19 protein-coding genes are annotated in these 17,238 nt (G+C 58.6%); 11 read left to right on the plus strand and 8 right to left on the minus strand.

Annotated elements, in window-relative coordinates; all coding sequences use genetic code 11:
- The first annotated feature begins 40 nt into the window (after nucleotides 1-40).
- A complete protein-coding gene (locus tag ACYZTM_RS12255; protein WP_131061025.1) occupies nucleotides 41-1,462 on the plus strand; it encodes a peptidoglycan DD-metalloendopeptidase family protein in 1,422 nt (473 codons plus the stop codon).
- Between the two features lie 3 nt (nucleotides 1,463-1,465).
- Nucleotides 1,466-2,557 carry an anhydro-N-acetylmuramic acid kinase gene (locus ACYZTM_RS12260; RefSeq protein WP_131061024.1) on the plus strand — a complete coding sequence of 364 codons (1,092 nt, stop codon included), beginning with the start codon at nucleotides 1,466-1,468 and terminating at the stop codon, nucleotides 2,555-2,557.
- A gap of 67 nt (nucleotides 2,558-2,624) precedes the next feature.
- On the opposite strand, the gene erpA is transcribed toward ACYZTM_RS12260, so the two are convergent.
- Together erpA and argC are read right to left on the minus strand one after the other, a co-directional pair.
- Nucleotides 2,625-2,975 carry an iron-sulfur cluster insertion protein ErpA gene (gene erpA, locus ACYZTM_RS12265; protein ID WP_007947969.1) on the minus strand — a complete coding sequence of 117 codons (351 nt, stop codon included), beginning with the start codon at nucleotides 2,973-2,975 and terminating at the stop codon, nucleotides 2,625-2,627.
- A gap of 168 nt (nucleotides 2,976-3,143) precedes the next feature.
- Nucleotides 3,144-4,178 (minus strand): N-acetyl-gamma-glutamyl-phosphate reductase, encoded by a 1,035-nt coding sequence (gene argC, locus ACYZTM_RS12270; RefSeq protein ID WP_461988835.1) that lies wholly within the window; start codon nucleotides 4,176-4,178, stop codon nucleotides 3,144-3,146.
- Between the two features lie 135 nt (nucleotides 4,179-4,313).
- Here argC and hemJ point away from each other — a divergent pair, with 135 nt between their 5' ends.
- The 7 genes from hemJ to coq7 all read left to right on the plus strand — a co-directional run bounded on the left by hemJ (nucleotide 4,314) and on the right by coq7 (nucleotide 8,950).
- Nucleotides 4,314-4,742, plus strand: coding sequence for a protoporphyrinogen oxidase HemJ (gene hemJ, locus ACYZTM_RS12275; protein ID WP_131061022.1), 429 nt, complete (start codon nucleotides 4,314-4,316; stop codon nucleotides 4,740-4,742).
- Between the two features lie 33 nt (nucleotides 4,743-4,775).
- Complete coding sequence (locus tag ACYZTM_RS12280) at nucleotides 4,776-5,744, plus strand: NAD(P)H-dependent flavin oxidoreductase (RefSeq protein WP_461988836.1); 969 nt, start codon at nucleotides 4,776-4,778, stop codon at nucleotides 5,742-5,744.
- 92 nt (nucleotides 5,745-5,836) lie between these two features.
- Nucleotides 5,837-6,781: a DUF805 domain-containing protein gene (locus ACYZTM_RS12285; protein WP_461988837.1), complete on the plus strand. Its 945-nt coding sequence runs from the start codon at nucleotides 5,837-5,839 to the stop codon at nucleotides 6,779-6,781.
- 95 nt (nucleotides 6,782-6,876) lie between these two features.
- Entirely contained in the window at nucleotides 6,877-7,665 is a 789-nt protein-coding gene (locus ACYZTM_RS12290) for an SDR family NAD(P)-dependent oxidoreductase (RefSeq protein WP_461988838.1), read from the plus strand.
- Nucleotides 7,666-7,746: 81 nt separating this feature from the next.
- The gene (locus ACYZTM_RS12295) at nucleotides 7,747-8,085 is read left to right on the plus strand and encodes a histidine triad nucleotide-binding protein (RefSeq protein WP_053162884.1); all 339 of its coding nucleotides are present in this window, start codon (nucleotides 7,747-7,749) and stop codon (nucleotides 8,083-8,085) included.
- Nucleotides 8,086-8,151: 66 nt separating this feature from the next.
- Nucleotides 8,152-8,310: a hypothetical protein gene (locus ACYZTM_RS12300; protein ID WP_461988839.1), complete on the plus strand. Its 159-nt coding sequence runs from the start codon at nucleotides 8,152-8,154 to the stop codon at nucleotides 8,308-8,310.
- Nucleotides 8,303-8,950 carry a 2-polyprenyl-3-methyl-6-methoxy-1,4-benzoquinone monooxygenase gene (gene coq7, locus ACYZTM_RS12305; RefSeq protein ID WP_461988840.1) on the plus strand — a complete coding sequence of 216 codons (648 nt, stop codon included), beginning with the start codon at nucleotides 8,303-8,305 and terminating at the stop codon, nucleotides 8,948-8,950. The genes ACYZTM_RS12300 and coq7 overlap by 8 nt, the downstream gene beginning before the upstream one ends.
- Before the next feature lie 187 nt (nucleotides 8,951-9,137).
- On the opposite strand, the gene speD is transcribed toward coq7, so the two are convergent.
- Nucleotides 9,138-9,932 (minus strand): adenosylmethionine decarboxylase, encoded by a 795-nt coding sequence (speD, locus tag ACYZTM_RS12310; RefSeq protein ID WP_131061017.1) that lies wholly within the window; start codon nucleotides 9,930-9,932, stop codon nucleotides 9,138-9,140.
- 238 nt (nucleotides 9,933-10,170) lie between these two features.
- Nucleotides 10,171-10,593 carry an OsmC family protein gene (locus ACYZTM_RS12315; protein ID WP_461988841.1) on the minus strand — a complete coding sequence of 141 codons (423 nt, stop codon included), beginning with the start codon at nucleotides 10,591-10,593 and terminating at the stop codon, nucleotides 10,171-10,173.
- Between the two features lie 235 nt (nucleotides 10,594-10,828).
- Here ACYZTM_RS12315 and crp point away from each other — a divergent pair, with 235 nt between their 5' ends.
- A complete protein-coding gene (gene crp / locus ACYZTM_RS12320; protein ID WP_008027103.1) occupies nucleotides 10,829-11,473 on the plus strand; it encodes a cAMP-activated global transcriptional regulator CRP in 645 nt (214 codons plus the stop codon).
- A 10-nt stretch (nucleotides 11,474-11,483) separates the two neighbouring features.
- Here crp and ACYZTM_RS12325 read toward each other — a convergent pair whose 3' ends face one another.
- The 4 genes from ACYZTM_RS12325 to ACYZTM_RS12340 all read right to left on the minus strand — a co-directional run bounded on the left by ACYZTM_RS12325 (nucleotide 11,484) and on the right by ACYZTM_RS12340 (nucleotide 14,828).
- Nucleotides 11,484-12,185, minus strand: coding sequence for a lipoate--protein ligase family protein (locus tag ACYZTM_RS12325; RefSeq protein WP_131061016.1), 702 nt, complete (start codon nucleotides 12,183-12,185; stop codon nucleotides 11,484-11,486).
- Nucleotides 12,186-12,378: 193 nt separating this feature from the next.
- Nucleotides 12,379-13,179, minus strand: a complete 801-nt coding sequence (gene trpC, locus ACYZTM_RS12330) for an indole-3-glycerol phosphate synthase TrpC (RefSeq protein ID WP_131061015.1) — start codon at nucleotides 13,177-13,179, stop codon at nucleotides 12,379-12,381.
- On the minus strand, nucleotides 13,176-14,225 hold the full coding sequence (gene trpD, locus ACYZTM_RS12335; RefSeq protein WP_131061014.1) for an anthranilate phosphoribosyltransferase: 1,050 nt from the start codon (nucleotides 14,223-14,225) through the stop codon (nucleotides 13,176-13,178). The genes trpC and trpD overlap by 4 nt, the downstream gene beginning before the upstream one ends.
- A gap of 9 nt (nucleotides 14,226-14,234) precedes the next feature.
- Nucleotides 14,235-14,828, minus strand: a complete 594-nt coding sequence (locus ACYZTM_RS12340; protein ID WP_131061013.1) for an aminodeoxychorismate/anthranilate synthase component II — start codon at nucleotides 14,826-14,828, stop codon at nucleotides 14,235-14,237.
- Between the two features lie 405 nt (nucleotides 14,829-15,233).
- Here ACYZTM_RS12340 and estP point away from each other — a divergent pair, with 405 nt between their 5' ends.
- The gene (estP, locus tag ACYZTM_RS12345; RefSeq protein WP_461988842.1) at nucleotides 15,234-17,144 is read left to right on the plus strand and encodes an esterase EstP; all 1,911 of its coding nucleotides are present in this window, start codon (nucleotides 15,234-15,236) and stop codon (nucleotides 17,142-17,144) included.
- Nucleotides 17,145-17,238 lie beyond the last annotated feature (94 nt).

Here is a 17,238-nt window from a genome sequence, read left to right on the forward strand (position 1 = left end):
TCTTTTCCAATTCATCTTTTTTCAAAGTCAAAAATTACCTATGACCAAAGAATCGTCTAAAGCGCCACCGCTTTACCCGAAGACCCACCTGCTCGCAGCAAGTGGTATCGCCGCTCTTCTGAGCTTGGCGCTTCTGGTATTCCCTTCCAGTGATGTAGAAGCCAAAAAGACGACCCTGAGTCTTGAACTGGAAAGCCCTGCTGAACAACTGACACAAGATCAAGACGCTGCCGAAGCCGTTCAAGCCACAAATGAGCCGGCAGCCTCCCCTTTCGCGCAGATCGAAAACAGTGCGGAAGAACCTCAGAAAACAGCCCAGGCTGCACCAGCGCCGGCACCTGTCGTCGAAGAAAAGAAGGCACCAGGCCATAAGGAAGTGATCGTTTCCAAAGGCGATACTCTCTCCACGCTGTTTGAGAAAGTCGGCCTTCCAGCCACTTCCGTGCATGAAGTACTGGCCAGCGATAAGCAGGCCAAGCAATTCAGCCAACTCAAACACGGCCAGAAACTCGAATTCGAACTGACCCCCGACGGCCAGCTGACCAACTTGCACAGCAAGGTGAGCGACCTCGAAAGCATCACGCTGACCAAGAGTGACAAGGGCTATACGTTCAACCGCATTACCGCCAAGCCTACCGTGCGTTCTGCCTACGCTCATGGCGTGATCAACAGCTCGCTGTCGCAGTCTGCCGCGCGTGCCGGCCTGTCCCACAGCCTGACCATGGACATGGCCAGTGTGTTTGGCTATGACGTCGACTTCGCCCAGGATATTCGCCAGGGTGACGAGTTTGATGTGATCTATGAGCAGAAAGTCGTCAACGGCAAGGCTATCGGCAACGGTCCGATCCTTTCCGCACGCTTCACCAGCCGCGGCAAGACCTACACCGCCGTGCGTTACACCAACAAGCAAGGCAACAGCAGCTACTACACCGCTGATGGCAACAGCATGCGCAAGGCGTTTATCCGCACTCCGGTCGACTTCGCCCGCATCAGTTCGAAGTTCTCCATGGGCCGCAAGCACCCGATCCTGAACAAGATCCGCGCCCACAAAGGCGTGGATTACGCAGCACCACGCGGCACGCCGATCAAAGCGGCCGGTGACGGCAAGGTGTTGCTGGCAGGTCGCCGCGGCGGCTACGGCAATACCGTGATCATTCAGCATGGCAATACCTACCGTACGCTGTACGGCCACATGCAAGGCTTTGCCAAAGGCGTGCAGACAGGCGGCACCGTCAAACAAGGCCAAGTGATCGGCTACATCGGTACTACCGGCCTCTCCACCGGCCCGCACTTGCACTACGAGTTCCAGGTCAATGGCGTGCACGTCGACCCACTGGGCCAGAAGGTTGCGATGGCTGACCCCATCTCCAAAGCGGAACGCGCACGCTTCCTCGCGCAGAGCCAGCCGTTAATGGCGCGCATGGACCAAGAGAAAGCCACCATGCTGGCTTCGAAGCGCTAAATCATGACGCTCTATATAGGTGTGATGTCCGGGACCAGCCTCGATGGCCTGGACATCGCGCTGATCGAGCTGACTCCGGCGATCAACCTGATCGCCACGCACTACACCCCGATGCCTGATTCCCTGCGCGCCGAGCTGCTTGGCTTGTGCGCCAGCGGCCCGGACGAGATAGCCCGTTCCGCCATCGCCCAGCAAAACTGGGTGAAACTGGCAGCGCAGGGCATTAACACCCTCCTCCACCAGCACAACCTGAAGCCCGAAGACATTCGCGCGATTGGCAGCCACGGCCAGACCATTCGCCATGAACCGGCACGCGGCTTCACGGTGCAAATCGGCAACCCTGCGCTGCTGACCGAGTTGACCGGAATCACCGTGGTCAGCGACTTCCGCAGCCGTGATGTTGCCGCTGGCGGGCAAGGCGCACCTCTGGTTCCAGCCTTCCACGAAGCCTTGTTTGAAAAACGTGTCGGCAATCGCGCGGTATTGAATGTTGGCGGATTCAGCAACCTCAGCCTGATCGAGCCCGGCAAGCCTGTCGCCGGTTTCGACTGCGGCCCGGGGAACGTCCTGCTGGATGCCTGGATTCATCAGCAGCGCGGCGACAACTTTGACCGTGACGGCCAATGGGCTGCCAGCGGCAAGGTTGAACCGGTTCTGCTGAATGAATTGCTGAGTGATCCGTTCTTCGTAACCAAAGGCCCGAAAAGCACCGGCCGCGAAGTGTTCAACCTGTCATGGCTGACACAACATTTAGCGAAACTGCCACCCTTCGCGACTGAAGACGTGCAAGCAACTCTGCTTGAGCTGACCGCACTGACCATCGTCGAGTCACTGCAGCACGCCCAATCGGACACTCAGGAATTGCTGATCTGCGGTGGTGGCGCGCACAACGCCACACTGATGAAGCGCTTGGCCAGCCTGTTGCCAAACGCGACCGTCAGCAGCACCGCCGCTTACGGCGTGGACCCGGACTGGGTCGAAGCCATGGCCTTCGCCTGGCTGGCCCATTGCTGCCTGGAAGGCATCGCTGCCAATCGCCCAAGCGTCACCGGTGCCCGCGGCCTGCGCGTACTCGGCGCCATCTACCCGGCATAAACTCCACACAGCAAAACGCCGCAAAGCCCTGAAGCCATGCGGCGCTTGATAATGCGGTGAAGCGCGATCAGATCGAGAACGAAGAGCCGCAGCCACACGTGGTGCTGGCGTTCGGGTTCTTGATCACGAAACGCGAACCTTCCAGACCTTCCTGATAATCCACCTCGGCACCGGCCAGGTACTGGAAGCTCATCGGATCTACGACCAGACTCACACCTTCGCGCTCGACGATGGTGTCGTCATCGGCCACTTCTTCATCGAAGGTGAAGCCGTACTGAAAACCTGAACAACCGCCACCCGTAACGAATACGCGCAGCTTCAAGCGATCATTCCCCTCTTCATCGACCAGGCTCTTCACCTTGTGCGCGGCACCGTGGGTGAATTGCAAAGCGGTGGGGGTGAAGGATTCGACGCTCATGCTGACTATCTCCCGGCGTTACGCCGCCATAATGCGTGATGACGCGCATTATCCGCTTCTCCTAGAAAATCGGTCAACTATTGTTACGGTATATCAATAAACCCGATTGCCGGCGCAAAACGCAAAAAGGCCCGTCAGACGGGCCTTTTTGCTGACCAGGATAAAGCCCTACGGCAGCATACCGGCGTGGGACAGGCCCAGACGTTCATCCAGACCAAACAGGATGTTCAGGTTCTGCACCGCCTGACCCGACGCACCTTTGACCAGGTTATCGATCACCGACAACACCACTACCAGATCACCGTCCTGCGGACGATGCACGGCAATACGGCAAACGTTGGCACCGCGCACGCTGCGGGTTTCCGGATGGCTGCCGGCCGGCATTACGTCGACGAACGGTTCGTTGGCGTAACGCTTTTCAAACAGCGCTTGCAGATCCACCGAGCGATCGACGACGGTCGCGTACAACGTCGAGTGAATGCCGCGAATCATAGGCGTCAGGTGTGGAACGAAGGTCAGGCCGACGTCCTTGCCCGCTGCACGACGCAGGCCCTGGCGGATTTCCGGCAAGTGACGGTGACCTTTGACGGAGTAGGCTTTCATGCTTTCCGACGTCTCGGAGTACAGCGAACCCACAGAGGCGCCACGGCCCGCACCGCTGACACCGGATTTGCAGTCAGCGATCAAACGGCTGGTATCGGCCAGGCCCGCTTCGAGCAACGGCAGGAAACCCAACTGCGTCGCCGTTGGATAGCAACCCGGGACGGCGATCAGGCGAGCTTCCTTGATTTTCTCGCGATTGACTTCCGGCAAACCGTAGACCGCTTCTTCCAGCAGTTCCGGCGCACCGTGCGGCTGGCCGTACCACTTGGCCCACTCGACAGGGTCTTGCAGACGGAAGTCCGCCGACAGATCGATGACCTTGGTCCCGGCTGCCAGCAGTTCGCCAGCCAGCGCATGAGCAACACCGTGAGGCGTGGCGAAGAACACCACATCACACGCACCCAGCGTCTTGATGTCCGGAACGCTGAAAGCCAGGCCGTCGTAGTGGCCTCGCAGGTTCGGGTACATATCAGCCACGGCAAGTCCGGCCTCGGATCGGGAAGTGATCACTACCACTTCAGCTTGCGGATGCTGTGCCAACAGACGCAGCAATTCGACACCGGTGTAACCCGTACCGCCGACGATACCGACCTTGACCATAAACCTGCCCTCAACGAACCCACTGGAAAGCCGTCGATAATAGGGGCCGCGCAGCCCTGCGACAACTGTCAAGGTGACGTGCGGCGGCTCAAGCCTCTACTATTCGGGCTACCGTGAACCTGGGAATAACTAAAAATGCTTTATCTGTGGCTCAAAGCGCTTCATATCATCAGCATGGTCTGCTGGTTTGCCGGCCTGTTTTACCTGCCGCGCCTGTTCGTTTATCACGCCCAAAGCGAAGACACCGTCAGCAAGGAACGCTTCAGCATCATGGAGCGAAAGCTGTACCGCGGCATCATGGGCCCGGCGATGATCGCCACCCTGATTTTCGGTATCGCGCTGATCTGGCTTAACCCAAGCATTTTCAGTCAAGGTGCCTGGATTCATGCCAAGTTGACGCTGGTGGTGATCCTGATTGGCTACCACCACATGTGCGGCGCACAGGTAAAACGTTTTGCCCGTGGCGAAAACACCCGCAGCCATGTCTTTTATCGCTGGTTCAATGAAGTGCCGGTTCTGATATTGCTGGCTATCGTAATTCTGGTCGTCGTTCGGCCGTTCTAACTCCAATAGGCACAACTCACCGGGGTACTTCCAATGTCGCTGCCCGCTTTGCTCGAACAACGTTTGCGCCTGCCCGTGGTGGCTGCGCCGATGTTCCTGATTTCCAATCCGCAATTGGTGCTCGCCTGCTGCCGTAACGGCGTGGTGGGCAGTTTCCCCGCGCTGAACCAGCGCGAGAGCAGTGGCTTCAAGGCCTGGCTGGAAGAGATCGAAGCAGGGTTGGCGACACTGGAGAACCCGGCGCCTTACGTGGTGAACCTGATCGTCCACAACAGCAACCCGCGACTGCAAGCGGACCTTGCTATCTGCGTCGAGCATAAAGTGCCGATCGTGATCACCAGCCTCGGCGCCGTGAAAGAACTGGTCGACGCCGTCCACAGCTATGGCGGCCTGGTGTTCCATGACGTGACAACGCGTCGACATGCCGAGAAAGCCGCCGAAGCCGGTGTGGACGGTTTGATCGCCGTGGCAGCAGGCGCCGGTGGACACGCCGGGACCTGGAGCCCGTTCTCGCTGATTGCCGAGATTCGACAGTTTTTCGACAAGACCCTGCTATTGGCGGGCTGCCTGAACCACGGCCACGAGGTTCTTGCGGCGCAATTGCTTGGCGCGGATCTGGCCTACTTCGGTACGCGATTTATCGGCACCACTGAAAGTCATGCGCCTGACGCCTACAAAGAGATGTTGCTGAATTCCAGAGCCGCGGACATCGTCCATACTCCGGCGGTCTCGGGTGTACCGGCGAGTTTCATGCGTCAAAGCCTGGAGGCTGCCGGTTTTGACATGGCGGCACTGCAAGGCAAAGGCGAGGTCGACTTCGGCTCCAAACTCAAACCCATCAGCGATGAAGCCAAAGCCTGGAAAACCGTATGGTCCGCGGGCCAGGGTGTCGGGGAAATCGATGATTTGCCGAGCGTCGATCAATTGGTCGCACGGCTGGACGCGGAGTACCGCAAGGCACTGGAACTGGCGGCACAGCTGCCTAAACGCTGGCCGCGCTGAGATGAAAGTTTGGCCAGCCCGCTCCGGCTGGCCTTACACTCCATGCCCGTAACATTTCCTCATTCAAAAACTCGCGACAAGGATGCCTCGCAATGAGCGACAACCGTTTCAAGATCGTGTTCGACGGCGCTCTGCTGCCAGGCGTTGACGTCACCACCGCCAGACAGAATCTGGCCGCGCTGTACAAAAGTGAGGTCGCGGCTGTCGAGCGACTGTTCACTGGCAAGACGGTTACGCTCAAACAAGACCTGTCGCAAGTTGACGCGCAAACTTACCTTCAGGCGCTGAACAAAACCGGCATCGATGCTCGCATCGAAAGTGAATCATCCATAGAGCTGAACCTGGCCGACGCCCGCGAACACGCGCCCGCCAGCAGCCAACCGGTATTCGCCGACCCCGCATCCCCTTACGCACCGCCCCGGGCCACTGTCGGCGAAAGCTTGCCCGCGTACGCTCCACTCAAGCCATTCAGCGTCGAAGGCCGCATCGGTCGTTTGCGTTATCTGGCCTGGACGATGTCCCTGACGCTGGTCACGCTGGCCGTCGGTTCGCTATTGGCCATTTTCGCCTTCGCCATCATCAGCGCCGATTCGACCACTGGCCTGATTCTCGGGGGCTTGGTGGCATTCATCCTGTTCATTGCCATGGCGGTCGTGAGCATTCAGATCAGCGTTCAGCGTCTGCATGACATCGGCTGGTCCGGCTGGCTCTGGCTGCTGAACCTGGTCCCGTTCGTGGGCAGCTTCTTCCCGTTTGTGATCATGATCGCTCCGGGCACCAACATCGCCAATCAATATGGCGCACCACCTCCACCTAACACCACAGCGGTCAAAGTGCTGTCTTCGCTGTGGGTCGTGTTGATTGCCATCGTCTTGATTGGCGCACTGGCAGGAGGTCTTACGGCGATCCAGGAAGAGTATGAAACCGCGGCCGAAACCAGCTTTGACAGTAGCTCGGTGACTACCGAAGAAGTTGAAGTCGAGCCGGCCGCAGAGGCCGAGCAAGCACCCGACTCTGCAGACGATGAAGCCGAATAAGCCCCCGCCCCTGTAGACTCTGCGAAAGTATGAACAGCGCTCCCCGCCCGTGACACCCGCGTCGCCGGCGCGGAGCTGTTGCGATGGAGAACTGCATGACCCGTTACGCTCTGATCACTGGTGCTTCCAGCGGCATCGGCCTGGCGATGGCCGAAGCGCTGGCCCGCCGTGGCCGCAGCCTGATTCTGGTGGCCCGTCAACGTGATCAGCTGGAAAGTATTGCAATTGAACTGACCCAACGGTTTGGCGTGGAAGTCTTGTTCCGCGCCTGCGACCTTGGTGAGCCGTTACGACTGTCCGGGTTCCTGCTGGAACTGGAAGAAGGTGACCGGCAAATCGATTTGCTGATCAACTGCGCCGGCATCGGCACCTGCGGGCCATTTCTGGCCCAGGACTGGATGACCGAGCAGGACCTGATCGAAGTGAACATCCTGGCACTCACCCGTTTGTGCCATGCCATCGGAAACAGCATGGCCTTGCAGGGGGGCGGGCAGATTCTGAACGTCGCTTCAATGGCGGCATTCCACCCCGGGCCGTGGATGAGCACGTATTACGCCAGCAAAGCCTACGTGCTGCACTTTTCCGAAGGGTTGCGCGTCGAGCTGAAAAAATGTGCGGTCAAGGTCTCGGTGCTTTGCCCCGGCCCGACACGTACGGGGTTCTTCCGCACCGCGCAATTGAACACCGGCAAACTGGCCGACAGCAAAATGCTGATGAGTCCCGAAGAAGTGGCGCTGTATACCGTGCGGGCCATGGAGAAAAATCGCGCGATCATCATTCCGGGTCGAGGGAACCGCTGGCGCGCCCTTCTGCCGCGGCTCGGCTCTCGCTGGTTGATCCGGACAATCGCTGGCATGGTCAACAAGGCCTACTGCCCGCGCTGACCAGACCTGAAAGTAAATGGCTGGGCTCGAGGGTAACCCATGAGTACACTCAGGCCAGCCCAAACAACGGAGAAAACAGCTGTGGATACTCTGTTCACCAAGATCATCAACCGGGAAATCCCGGCCAAGATCATTTACGAGGACGACCAGGTACTGGCCTTCCACGACATCGCCCCACAGGCACCGGTGCATTTTCTGGTCATTCCGAAAAAAGCGGTGCGCACCCTTAACGACCTCACCGAGGACGATAAGGCATTGGCCGGGCATATTCTGTTCACTGCCCAGCGCCTCGCCCTGGAACTGGGCTGCGAAAAAGGCTTCCGCGTTGTCATGAACTGCAATGAAGAAGGTGGGCAGACTGTCTATCACATTCATATGCATGTGCTGGGTCAGCGCCAGATGCACTGGCCGCCGGGCTGATCCACAGACCCTGCCCTTTGTAGGAGCGAGGCTTGCCCGCGAAGAACGATAACGCGGTCGATTTGGATGACTGCGTCGCACCAATTGCGGGCAAGTCGGATCGCCGCACCGCTCGCTCCTACAGGTTTGCTGGTGCTCCCACTGGAAATGACCCAGCGCAAACCTTCCCCGGCCGATTGGGTTAAACTGGCCGCCGAGATTCTTCCCGGAGGTCAGCATGACTAACCAGCGTCACTACTCGCCGATTGACCGTCTTCTGCTGCAAGCCGATGCCGCGATGCGTACGTTGCTGCCCTTCAGTGGCCAGCCGTACCGTCCGTCGCCCGCCATCGTGCAGCCGGATGCGCAAATGAGTGACGAAGACACCCGCCACGTTGCCGGCTTGATGCGCATCAACCATACCGGTGAAGTCTGTGCCCAGGCGCTGTATCAGGGTCAGGCCCTGACCGCCAAGCTGCCGCACGTGCGTGCCGCCATGGAACATGCTGCCGAAGAAGAAATTGATCACCTGGTCTGGTGCGAGCAACGCATCAAACAACTGGGCAGCCACACCAGCATTCTCAACCCGCTGTTCTACGGCATGTCGTTCGGAATTGGTGCGGTGGCCGGATTGATCAGCGACAAGGTCAGCCTGGGTTTCGTGGCCGCCACCGAGCATCAGGTGTGCAAACACTTGAACGAGCACCTTGAACAATTGCCGGCGGAAGACGAAAAATCCCGGGCGATTCTGGAGCAGATGCGGGTTGATGAAGAGCACCATGCTGAAAGCGCGCTGGAGGCTGGAGGCTTTCGTTTTCCGGCACCGGTGAAGTTCGGGATGAGTTTGATGGCTAAAGTGATGACCAAGAGTACTTATCGGATCTGATTCAAGGGGCTTTTCGTAGGAGCGTGCGATGCGGCGACCCGACTTGCCCGCGGAGGCCGCTACAAGGTTTCACCGAAACACCGCGTTATCGTTCTTCGCGGGCAAGCCTCGCTCCTACAAGGAGTTTGCGACAGACATGAAAAAGGCGACTACCGTGAGGTAGTCGCCTTTTTTGTACCTGAAAATCTTAGGTCGGCATGTTGCGCGCATAGAAGATTTCGAGCATTTCGTGTTTCACACGATCGGTCACTTGAGCACGCTGCTCAGGGGACAGGTTGTTGGTCGCGTCTCCGAACAGGTAGTTATCCAGTTCGAAGTTCTTCAACAGCATTTTGGTGTGGAACAGGTTTTCCTGGTACACGTTCACGTCGGTCATCTGGTACGCGTCGCGGGTGTCGTCGGAGAGGTAGTTCTGGATCGAGTTGATTTCGTGATCGATGAAGTGCTTATTGCCTTCGACGTCACGGGTGAAACCGCGCACGCGATAATCCACGGTCACGATGTCCGAATCGAACTGGTGAATCAGGAAGTTGAGCGCCTTAAGCGGTGAAATGACGCCACATGTCGACACGTCGATGTCCACACGGAATGTCGCAATGCCGTCGTCCGGATGGATTTCCGGGTAGGTATGCACCGTGATGTGGCTCTTGTCGAGGTGGGCCAGGATAATCTCGGGCAACGGACCCGGGGATTCTTCGATCTGGCTGTCGGTCGGGGTCACCGGCTCTTCAGAGATCAGAATCGTGACGCTGGCACCCTGTGGATCGTAGTCCTGACTGGCGATGTTCAGGATGTTGGCACCAATGATATCGACAACTTCTGTGAGGATCTGCGTCAGGCGCTTCGCGTTGTACTCTTCATTGATGTACTCAACGTAAGCCTGTTGGTCTTGCGGGGTTTCCGCATAGCAGATGTCATAGATGTTGAAGCTCAAGGTCTTTGTCAGGTTATTGAACCCGTGGAGCTTGAGTTTGCTTTTCACCGTTAAAAACTCTCTATGTATTGCGGCCCGGGCCGCGTGATCAAGCATGCCCGTCAGATGCGATCAACGCACCTGCGTAGGACGGTTAACACCTCTTCGCGATGGCGATTTTGGTTGTCTGTTCGGGTGCGCAGCCTGTCGATGACGGGCCACGACCCTGAAAAAAGTGGCGCATTATGCAGACGTCAGCTTGGGATCGCCAGAGTCTGCACTGCTTTTATGATAGTTGAATGTCGATTCAACCGAGTTCGATGATCTCGTAGTCGTGGGTAATCGCTACGCCCGCCGCGCCAAGCATGATCGACGCCGAGCAATACTTCTCGGCGGACAGTTCGATAGCGCGTTTGACCTGGGCCTCTTTCAGCCCGCGACCCTTGACCACGAAGTGCATGTGGATCTTGGTGAAGACTTTCGGATCTTCGGTTGAACGCTCGGCTTCGAGGAAGGCTTCACAGCTTTCGACGGCCTGACGGGACTTCTTGAGGATGCTGACCACGTCGAAATTGCTGCAACCGCCGACACCCAGCAGGAGCATTTCCATCGGCCGGACACCCAGGTTGCGACCGCCTGCATCGGGCGGACCGTCCATGACCACGACGTGACCGCTGCCGGATTCACCGAGGAACATGGCTTCGCCAGCCCATTGGATGCGTGCCTTCATCGCCAGACTCCACTGCATAAAAAAGGGTCGCCAGCTTAGCACAGGGCCCCGGATTGACAGTGCCCGGCATTTATAGGACATAACCTTCCGAGCCGTAGGTAAATGCTCGAATATTGCAGGAAGTGTCTGTTAAGCTGGCGCCAATTCGCTGGCGCTTGGCCAGCCTTTGCCGCAACCGTCGTCTGCGACTCATAAAAAAACCAAACACACCGTGAAGTCTTTTCGGGATACAACCATGGTTGCTATTGCCCCAACCCCCAAAATCAAGAACCTCGACAAGCTGTTGATGCATTGCCAGCGCCGTCGTTATGCGGCCAAGAGCAACATCATTTGTGCCGGTGATCGCTCGGAAACGCTGTTCTTCATCATCAAAGGCTCCGTCACGATCCTGATCGAGGATGACGACGGCCGCGAAATGATCATCGCCTACCTGAACTCCGGGGACTTTTTCGGTGAGTTGGGTCTGTTCGAACAGGCTGGCCTGGAACAGGAGCGCAGCGCCTGGGTGCGCGCGAAGATCGAGTGTGAAGTGGCGGAAATCAGCTACGCAAAATTCCGCGAGCTGTCCCAGCAAGATCCAGACATTCTTTACGTGCTCAGCGGACAAATCGCACAGCGTCTGCGCAATACCACGCGCAAGGTCGGTGACCTGGCCTTCTTCGACGTCACTGGCCGCGTCGCCCGCTGCCTGCTGGAGTTGTGCAAACAGCCGGATGCCATGACCCACCCGGACGGCATGCAGATAAAAGTGACCCGCCAGGAAATCGGCCGAATTGTCGGTTGTTCACGTGAGATGGTCGGTCGCGTGCTCAAGGATCTGGAAGAACGCAACCTGGTGGACGTCAAAGGCAAGACCATGGTGGTCTTCGGTACGCGCTAAGCTCGAACACTCAAGCGCCGAGCATGTCTGCCAGCAACTGGCGATAAAGCGTGTCAAGCCGATCCAACGCATCGGGGGCGGCAAACTTCTCATGCAGGGCAATGTGGCTTTCGGCGCGCACCCGCTGTTCAAGACCGCACGTTTCATTGAAGCGATTGACCGCGGCGACCATTGATTCACGCTCGTTATCGAGCAACAAAGCACCGTGCACCAATCCCACCGGGCGCTGACCACCCTTGCTTTGGCGCCAGCGCTGAGCGGTGCCGACCATCTTGCGGCCGTCGAGGTTGACGTTGAAACGTCCATCGCAAAATGCGCCGTCGACTTCGCCCAATGACGAAACGCCGCCAAGCTCATCCAGCAACTGACAGATTGGATCGCAGAGTCGGCGATAAGCGGTTTCAATGCGGTTTTGATCGCCTTCGCTACGCGGGGGTGCGTAGACCAAGGCGATATTGATGGTGGAGGCCGATTGCGGCACTGGCTCACCGCCGGTTTCACGCAACAGCACTGGCCAACCTGCTGCAGCCGATACTTCGCATGCTGCCTCGAAGCCAGGCAGACGATTCAAGCGCCGAGGCATGACCAGCGCTTGATCGCCGGGTTGCCAGAACAGCAGACCAAACTCTGAATCGCCGGTGCAGACTGAACCTAATAGGTCCTGCTCGGCCAAGAGGCCAGCTTCGACAGCCAGTGAGGTGGGTTTGAACATGAACAACTCCGTAAGACATGAGGTCTTTGGGGAATTTGAGGGCCTCTTCGCGAGCAAGCCCGCTCCCACATTGGATCGGCGTTAGTCTGTACTAGCGCGGATTAATGTGGGAGCGGGCTTGCTCGCGAATGGTGGCACCCCGGCTTCCGATCTGTGTTCAGTCGAGCGTAGAACCGCTGACCGGACCGCCGCGCTAAGGAAAGAACAGACGCTGCAACTCGGTGCCCGGGCTTTCGGCGCGCATGAACGCCTCGCCCACCAGGAACGCGTACACGTCGCTGATTTCCATCAGTTCCACATCGGCCCGGTTGAGGATGCCGCTTTCGGTAATCACCAAACGATCTCGCGGGATACGCGGCAACAGGTCCAGCGTGGTTTCCAGGCTGACGTCGAAGGTATGCAGGTTGCGGTTGTTCACGCCTACCAGTGGCGTGTCGAGGGTTTTCAAGGCCCGCTCCAGCTCGTTGCCGTCGTGGACTTCCACCAGCACATCGAGACCGACGCTTTTCGCCACGGCCGCCAGCTCGGCCATTTTCACGTCATCCAATGCGGAGACGATCAACAGCACGCAGTCAGCGCCCAAGGCACGGGCTTCGACGATCTGGTAAGGATCGATCATGAAGTCCTTGCGGATCACCGGCAGGCTGCACGCCGCCCGCGCCTGTTGCAGATACGCATCAGCGCCCTGGAAGTAATCGATATCGGTCAGCACCGACAAGCAAGTCGCGCCGCCCTTCTCGTAGCTTTTCGCGATGTCGGCGGGAACGAAGTGCTCGCGGATCACGCCTTTGCTCGGCGAGGCTTTCTTGATTTCGGCAATGACTGCCGGCTGTTTCAGCTTGGCCTGAGCAATCAGCGCCTTGGCAAAACCACGGGGTGCATCGGCCGCCTTGGCCAGACTTTCCAGCTCCGCCAGACTCACACGGGCGCTACGCTCGGCAACTTCCTGGACTTTGCGGGCCAGAATGTTTTCCAGAACCGTCGGTACACTCATCCCTCATTCTCCACTCTGAATACCGCGGTAAATGCACCCAACTCCTCAAGTTTTTCCCGAGCGAGGCCTGTGTGCAGCGCATCGTGCGCCAGGGCAACGCCTTCTTTCAAACTGGTCGCCAAGTCGGCGGCGTACAGCGCCGCACCGGCATTGAGCACGATCATCTCGGCCGCTTTCTGACCGCTCTCGGTCTTGCGCTTGCCCAAGGCATCGCGAATCAGCTCAAGGGACGCCGCCGGACTTTCCACTGCCAGGCCGTGCAGGCTCTGACTCTTCATGCCCAGGTCTTCTGGTTCGACCCAATATTCGGTGATCTGGTCATTCTTCAGCTCTGCCACAAAGGTTGGCGCCGCCAGACTGAACTCGTCCAGGCCATCCTTCGAGTGCACCACCAGTACGTGCTTGCTGCCCAGTCGTTGCAAGACTTCGGCCAATGGCCGGCACAACGCCTGACTGAACACGCCCACCACCTGATGTTTCACACCGGCCGGATTCGTAAGCGGGCCGAGCATGTTGAACAGGGTACGCAGGCCAAGATCCTTGCGCGGGCCGGCGGCGTACTTCATGGCACGGTGATGGGTCTGGGCAAACATGAAACCGATACCGACGTTGTCGATGCAACGCGCCACCTGGACCGGGGTCAGGTTCAGGTAGATACCGGCTGCCTCAAGCAAGTCGGCGCTGCCGCTTTTGCCCGATACTGCACGGTTACCGTGCTTGGCCACGGTGCAACCCGCTGCCGCCACCACGAAGGAGGACGCCGTCGAGACGTTGAAAATGTTCGCACCATCACCGCCGGTGCCGACGACATCGACTACGCCGTCGAGGGTCTTGAGTTCGACCTTGTCCGCCAGCTCGCGCATGACCGACACCGCGCCGACGATCTCGTCGATGCTCTCGCTCTTCATGCGCATGGCCATCATGAACGCGCCGATCTGCGCATCCGTGCATTGCCCGGTCATGATTTCGCGCATCACATCGCGCATCTCATCGGTGCTGAGGTCGAGGTGGTCGACGATACGGCTCAGGGCTGTCTTGATATTCATGAAAAGTCCTTAGCGCGTGCCGCCGGTTTGTTTGAGGAAGTTAGCGAACAGCTCGTGGCCCTGCTCGGTGAGGATAGACTCGGGGTGGAACTGCACACCCTCGATGTTCAATGTCTTGTGGCGCAGGCCCATGATCTCGTCGACCGAACCGTCTTCGAGCTGGGTCCATGCGGTCAGCTCCAGGCAGTCCGGCAGGGTTTCGCGCTTGACGATCAGCGAGTGATAGCGCGTCACCGTCAGCGGACGGTTCAGACCTTCGAATACACCCTTGTCCTCGTGGAATACCGGGCTAGTCTTACCGTGCATGACTTGCCGGGCGCGGACCACATCACCGCCAAAGGCCTGGCCGATGGACTGGTGGCCGAGGCAGACGCCGAGAATCGGCAGTTTGCCGGCGAAGTGCTTGATCACCTCGAGCGAGATGCCGGCTTCAGTCGGGGTGCAAGGGCCGGGGGACACGACGATGCGCTCAGGGTTGAGGGCTTCGATGTCGGCAATGGTGAGTTCATCGTTGCGCACGACTTTGACCTGGGAGCCGAGCTCACCGAGGTATTGCACAACGTTGTAGGTAAAAGAGTCGTAGTTATCGATCATCAGCAACATGGCGTTTGGAACCTCTTGAATTCACTGACTTTTAATTCAGCCTTCGAATGATTACCCGCAGTGTCCTGCGCTTTGTCAGTCGCCGGGTGCGCCAGCAAAGCGGTATGTCATACGGGTGAAGAAGGCAAAGCGGTACAGGTCCGGCGGGGCCGGCAAAAGAATTCAGGCGCGCCAACGCCAGCGGGCGTGTGCCTTGATGACTTGATCCAGGAGTTTGCTGATGATCAACACGGGGAAGGTCTCATTCATACGTCTTGGCACAGTAACTTAGCTGGGCAGAGCGTGCAATATGGCCGGGGCCACTGGCCGCGAAACAATCGAAAGGTTCGCGACCGATGGCAAAAGGCCGGAAGTTTTTGGTACTGTCGTTTCGTTCACTACAACAATAAATAAACGGACTTGCTCATGATCAAACAGACGTTGTTTGTACCGCTCGCAGGATGCTTGCTCGCCATGGCCTGTGCCCAGGCGATGGCCGCGCCCAATCCTTACACCAATTTCGTCGTCTTCGGCGACAGTCTCAACGATGCCGGGACCTTTGCCGACACGGGCGGACCGGCCGGTTCGACCCAACGCTTTACCAACCGGACGGGGCCGGTTTACCTGGATGGCAGCGGCGAAGTCCGCTCGCTCAACTCCACGCAGATTCTGGGTGGAAAACTAGGGTTCTCAGCGGATCAGACAGCCTCATCTTCCTCGGCTGTGCGCGCCAACAATGGCCAGCCCGATGGCAACAACTGGGCCGTCGGCGGTTATCGCACCGACCAGATTCTCGATTCGATCACCAGCACCTCCGCCACGGGCGATCGCACCCGGGCGGGCTACCTGCCGTCGAACAACTTCCGCGCAGACCCGAATGCGCTGTATTACCTGTCGGGCGGTGGTAACGATTTCCTGCAAGGTCGCGTGACCAACCTTCCCCAGGCCAGCGCCGCCGCCGATCGCCTGGTCAACAGCGTGCAAACCCTGCAACAAGCCGGTGCCCGCTACATCATGGTCTGGTTGCTGCCAGACATCGGCTTTACCCCGGCCTTCAACGGCACACCACTGCAAGCGTTCACTTCCCAACTCAGCACCCAGTTCAACACTGAACTGGTGAGCCAGCTGCAGAACGTCAACGCCAACGTCATCCCGTTGAACATTCCGGTTCTACTCAAAGAGACGTTTGCCAACCCGGGGCAGTTCGGTCTGGCTACCGACCAGAACCTCAGCGCTACGTGCTTCAGCGGCAGCAGCTGTACCGAAAACGCCCGTTACGGCATCAACAGTGCTACGCCGGACCCGACCAAGCTGATCTACAACGACTCGGTGCACCCGACCGAGGCCGGGCAACGCCTGATCGCCGATTACGCCTACTCGCTGCTGTCTGCACCATGGGAAGCGACCCTGCTGCCGCAAATGGCCCAGGGAACTTTGCGCTCCCATCAGGATGAATTGCGTAACCAGTGGCTGGCGGATTGGCAAAACTGGCAAGGCGTGGGGCAATGGCGGGCGATTGTTGCCGGTGGCGGCCAGCATCAGGACTTTGACAGTCAGCGCAGCGGCGCCAGTGCTGACGGCAATGGCGCCAACCTGAACATCGGTGGCAGCTACCGGCTCAACGATGCATGGCGCGTTGGCCTGGCGGCGGGCTTCTACAACCAGAAGCTTGAAGCCGGCGACAACGATTCGGACTACAAACTGAACACTTATATGGGCACCGCTTTCGCCCAGTACCAGCAAAACCGCTGGTGGGCTGATGCGGCGTTGACGGCCGGGCATCTGGACTACGACAGCCTCAAGCGTAAATTCCAGTTGGGCGTCAACGAGCGCGGGGAGAAAGGTGATACCGACGGTTACCTGATGGCTATCAGCGGCCGCGTGGGTTACGACATCGCGCCAGAAGCGACCAGCCCTTGGCACCTGTCGCCGTTCGTCAGCGCTGACTTCGCCAAGGTTGAAGTCGACGGCTACTCGGAAGATGGCGCCGACTCCACCGCGCTGACCTTCGATGACCAATCGCGCATCTCCCGGCGCCTGGGTCTCGGGATCCAGGGCAAGTACCAAATCACTGCGCAGACCCAGGTGTTTGGCGAACTGGCCCACGAGCGCGAGTACAACGACGACACCCAGGACGTGACCATGAACCTCAACAGCCTGCCGAACAACCGCTACGCCTTGGCCGGCTATACCCCGCAGACCAACCTGAACCGTTTGAACCTGGGCGTGAGCCACAACCTCACCAAGGATTTGGCATTGCGGGCCAGTTATGACATTCGCAAGGATGATGACTTTACCCAGCAAGGCATTAACGTCGGGGTGGCACTGGACTTCTAAATAGCAGGCAACAAAAAACGCGGCACCCTCACAGGCACCGCGTTTTTTTATGCTGGTGGAGTCTTTGTGGGAGCGGGCTTGCTCGCGAATAGGC

It is taken from the genome of Pseudomonas sp. MDT2-39-1 (assembly GCF_054898085.1).

What these genes read in the sequence shown, in the direction of transcription:
- ACYZTM_RS12255 (WP_131061025.1), top strand. Translation starts at nt 41, where the DNA reads ATGACCAAAGAATCGTCTAAAGCGCCACCGCTTTACCCGAAGACCCAC.
- ACYZTM_RS12260 (WP_131061024.1), top strand. Translation starts at nt 1,466, where the DNA reads ATGACGCTCTATATAGGTGTGATGTCCGGGACCAGCCTCGATGGCCTG.
- erpA (WP_007947969.1), bottom strand. Translation starts at nt 2,975, where the DNA reads ATGAGCGTCGAATCCTTCACCCCCACCGCTTTGCAATTCACCCACGGT.
- argC (WP_461988835.1), bottom strand. Translation starts at nt 4,178, where the DNA reads ATGGTCAAGGTCGGTATCGTCGGCGGTACGGGTTACACCGGTGTCGAA.
- hemJ (WP_131061022.1), top strand. Translation starts at nt 4,314, where the DNA reads ATGCTTTATCTGTGGCTCAAAGCGCTTCATATCATCAGCATGGTCTGC.
- ACYZTM_RS12280 (WP_461988836.1), top strand. Translation starts at nt 4,776, where the DNA reads ATGTCGCTGCCCGCTTTGCTCGAACAACGTTTGCGCCTGCCCGTGGTG.
- ACYZTM_RS12285 (WP_461988837.1), top strand. Translation starts at nt 5,837, where the DNA reads ATGAGCGACAACCGTTTCAAGATCGTGTTCGACGGCGCTCTGCTGCCA.
- ACYZTM_RS12290 (WP_461988838.1), top strand. Translation starts at nt 6,877, where the DNA reads ATGACCCGTTACGCTCTGATCACTGGTGCTTCCAGCGGCATCGGCCTG.
- ACYZTM_RS12300 (WP_461988839.1), top strand. Translation starts at nt 8,152, where the DNA reads ATGACTGCGTCGCACCAATTGCGGGCAAGTCGGATCGCCGCACCGCTC.
- coq7 (WP_461988840.1), top strand. Translation starts at nt 8,303, where the DNA reads ATGACTAACCAGCGTCACTACTCGCCGATTGACCGTCTTCTGCTGCAA.
- ACYZTM_RS12315 (WP_461988841.1), bottom strand. Translation starts at nt 10,593, where the DNA reads ATGAAGGCACGCATCCAATGGGCTGGCGAAGCCATGTTCCTCGGTGAA.
- crp (WP_008027103.1), top strand. Translation starts at nt 10,829, where the DNA reads ATGGTTGCTATTGCCCCAACCCCCAAAATCAAGAACCTCGACAAGCTG.
- ACYZTM_RS12325 (WP_131061016.1), bottom strand. Translation starts at nt 12,185, where the DNA reads ATGTTCAAACCCACCTCACTGGCTGTCGAAGCTGGCCTCTTGGCCGAG.
- trpC (WP_131061015.1), bottom strand. Translation starts at nt 13,179, where the DNA reads ATGAGTGTACCGACGGTTCTGGAAAACATTCTGGCCCGCAAAGTCCAG.
- trpD (WP_131061014.1), bottom strand. Translation starts at nt 14,225, where the DNA reads ATGAATATCAAGACAGCCCTGAGCCGTATCGTCGACCACCTCGACCTC.
- ACYZTM_RS12340 (WP_131061013.1), bottom strand. Translation starts at nt 14,828, where the DNA reads ATGTTGCTGATGATCGATAACTACGACTCTTTTACCTACAACGTTGTG.
- estP (WP_461988842.1), top strand. Translation starts at nt 15,234, where the DNA reads ATGATCAAACAGACGTTGTTTGTACCGCTCGCAGGATGCTTGCTCGCC.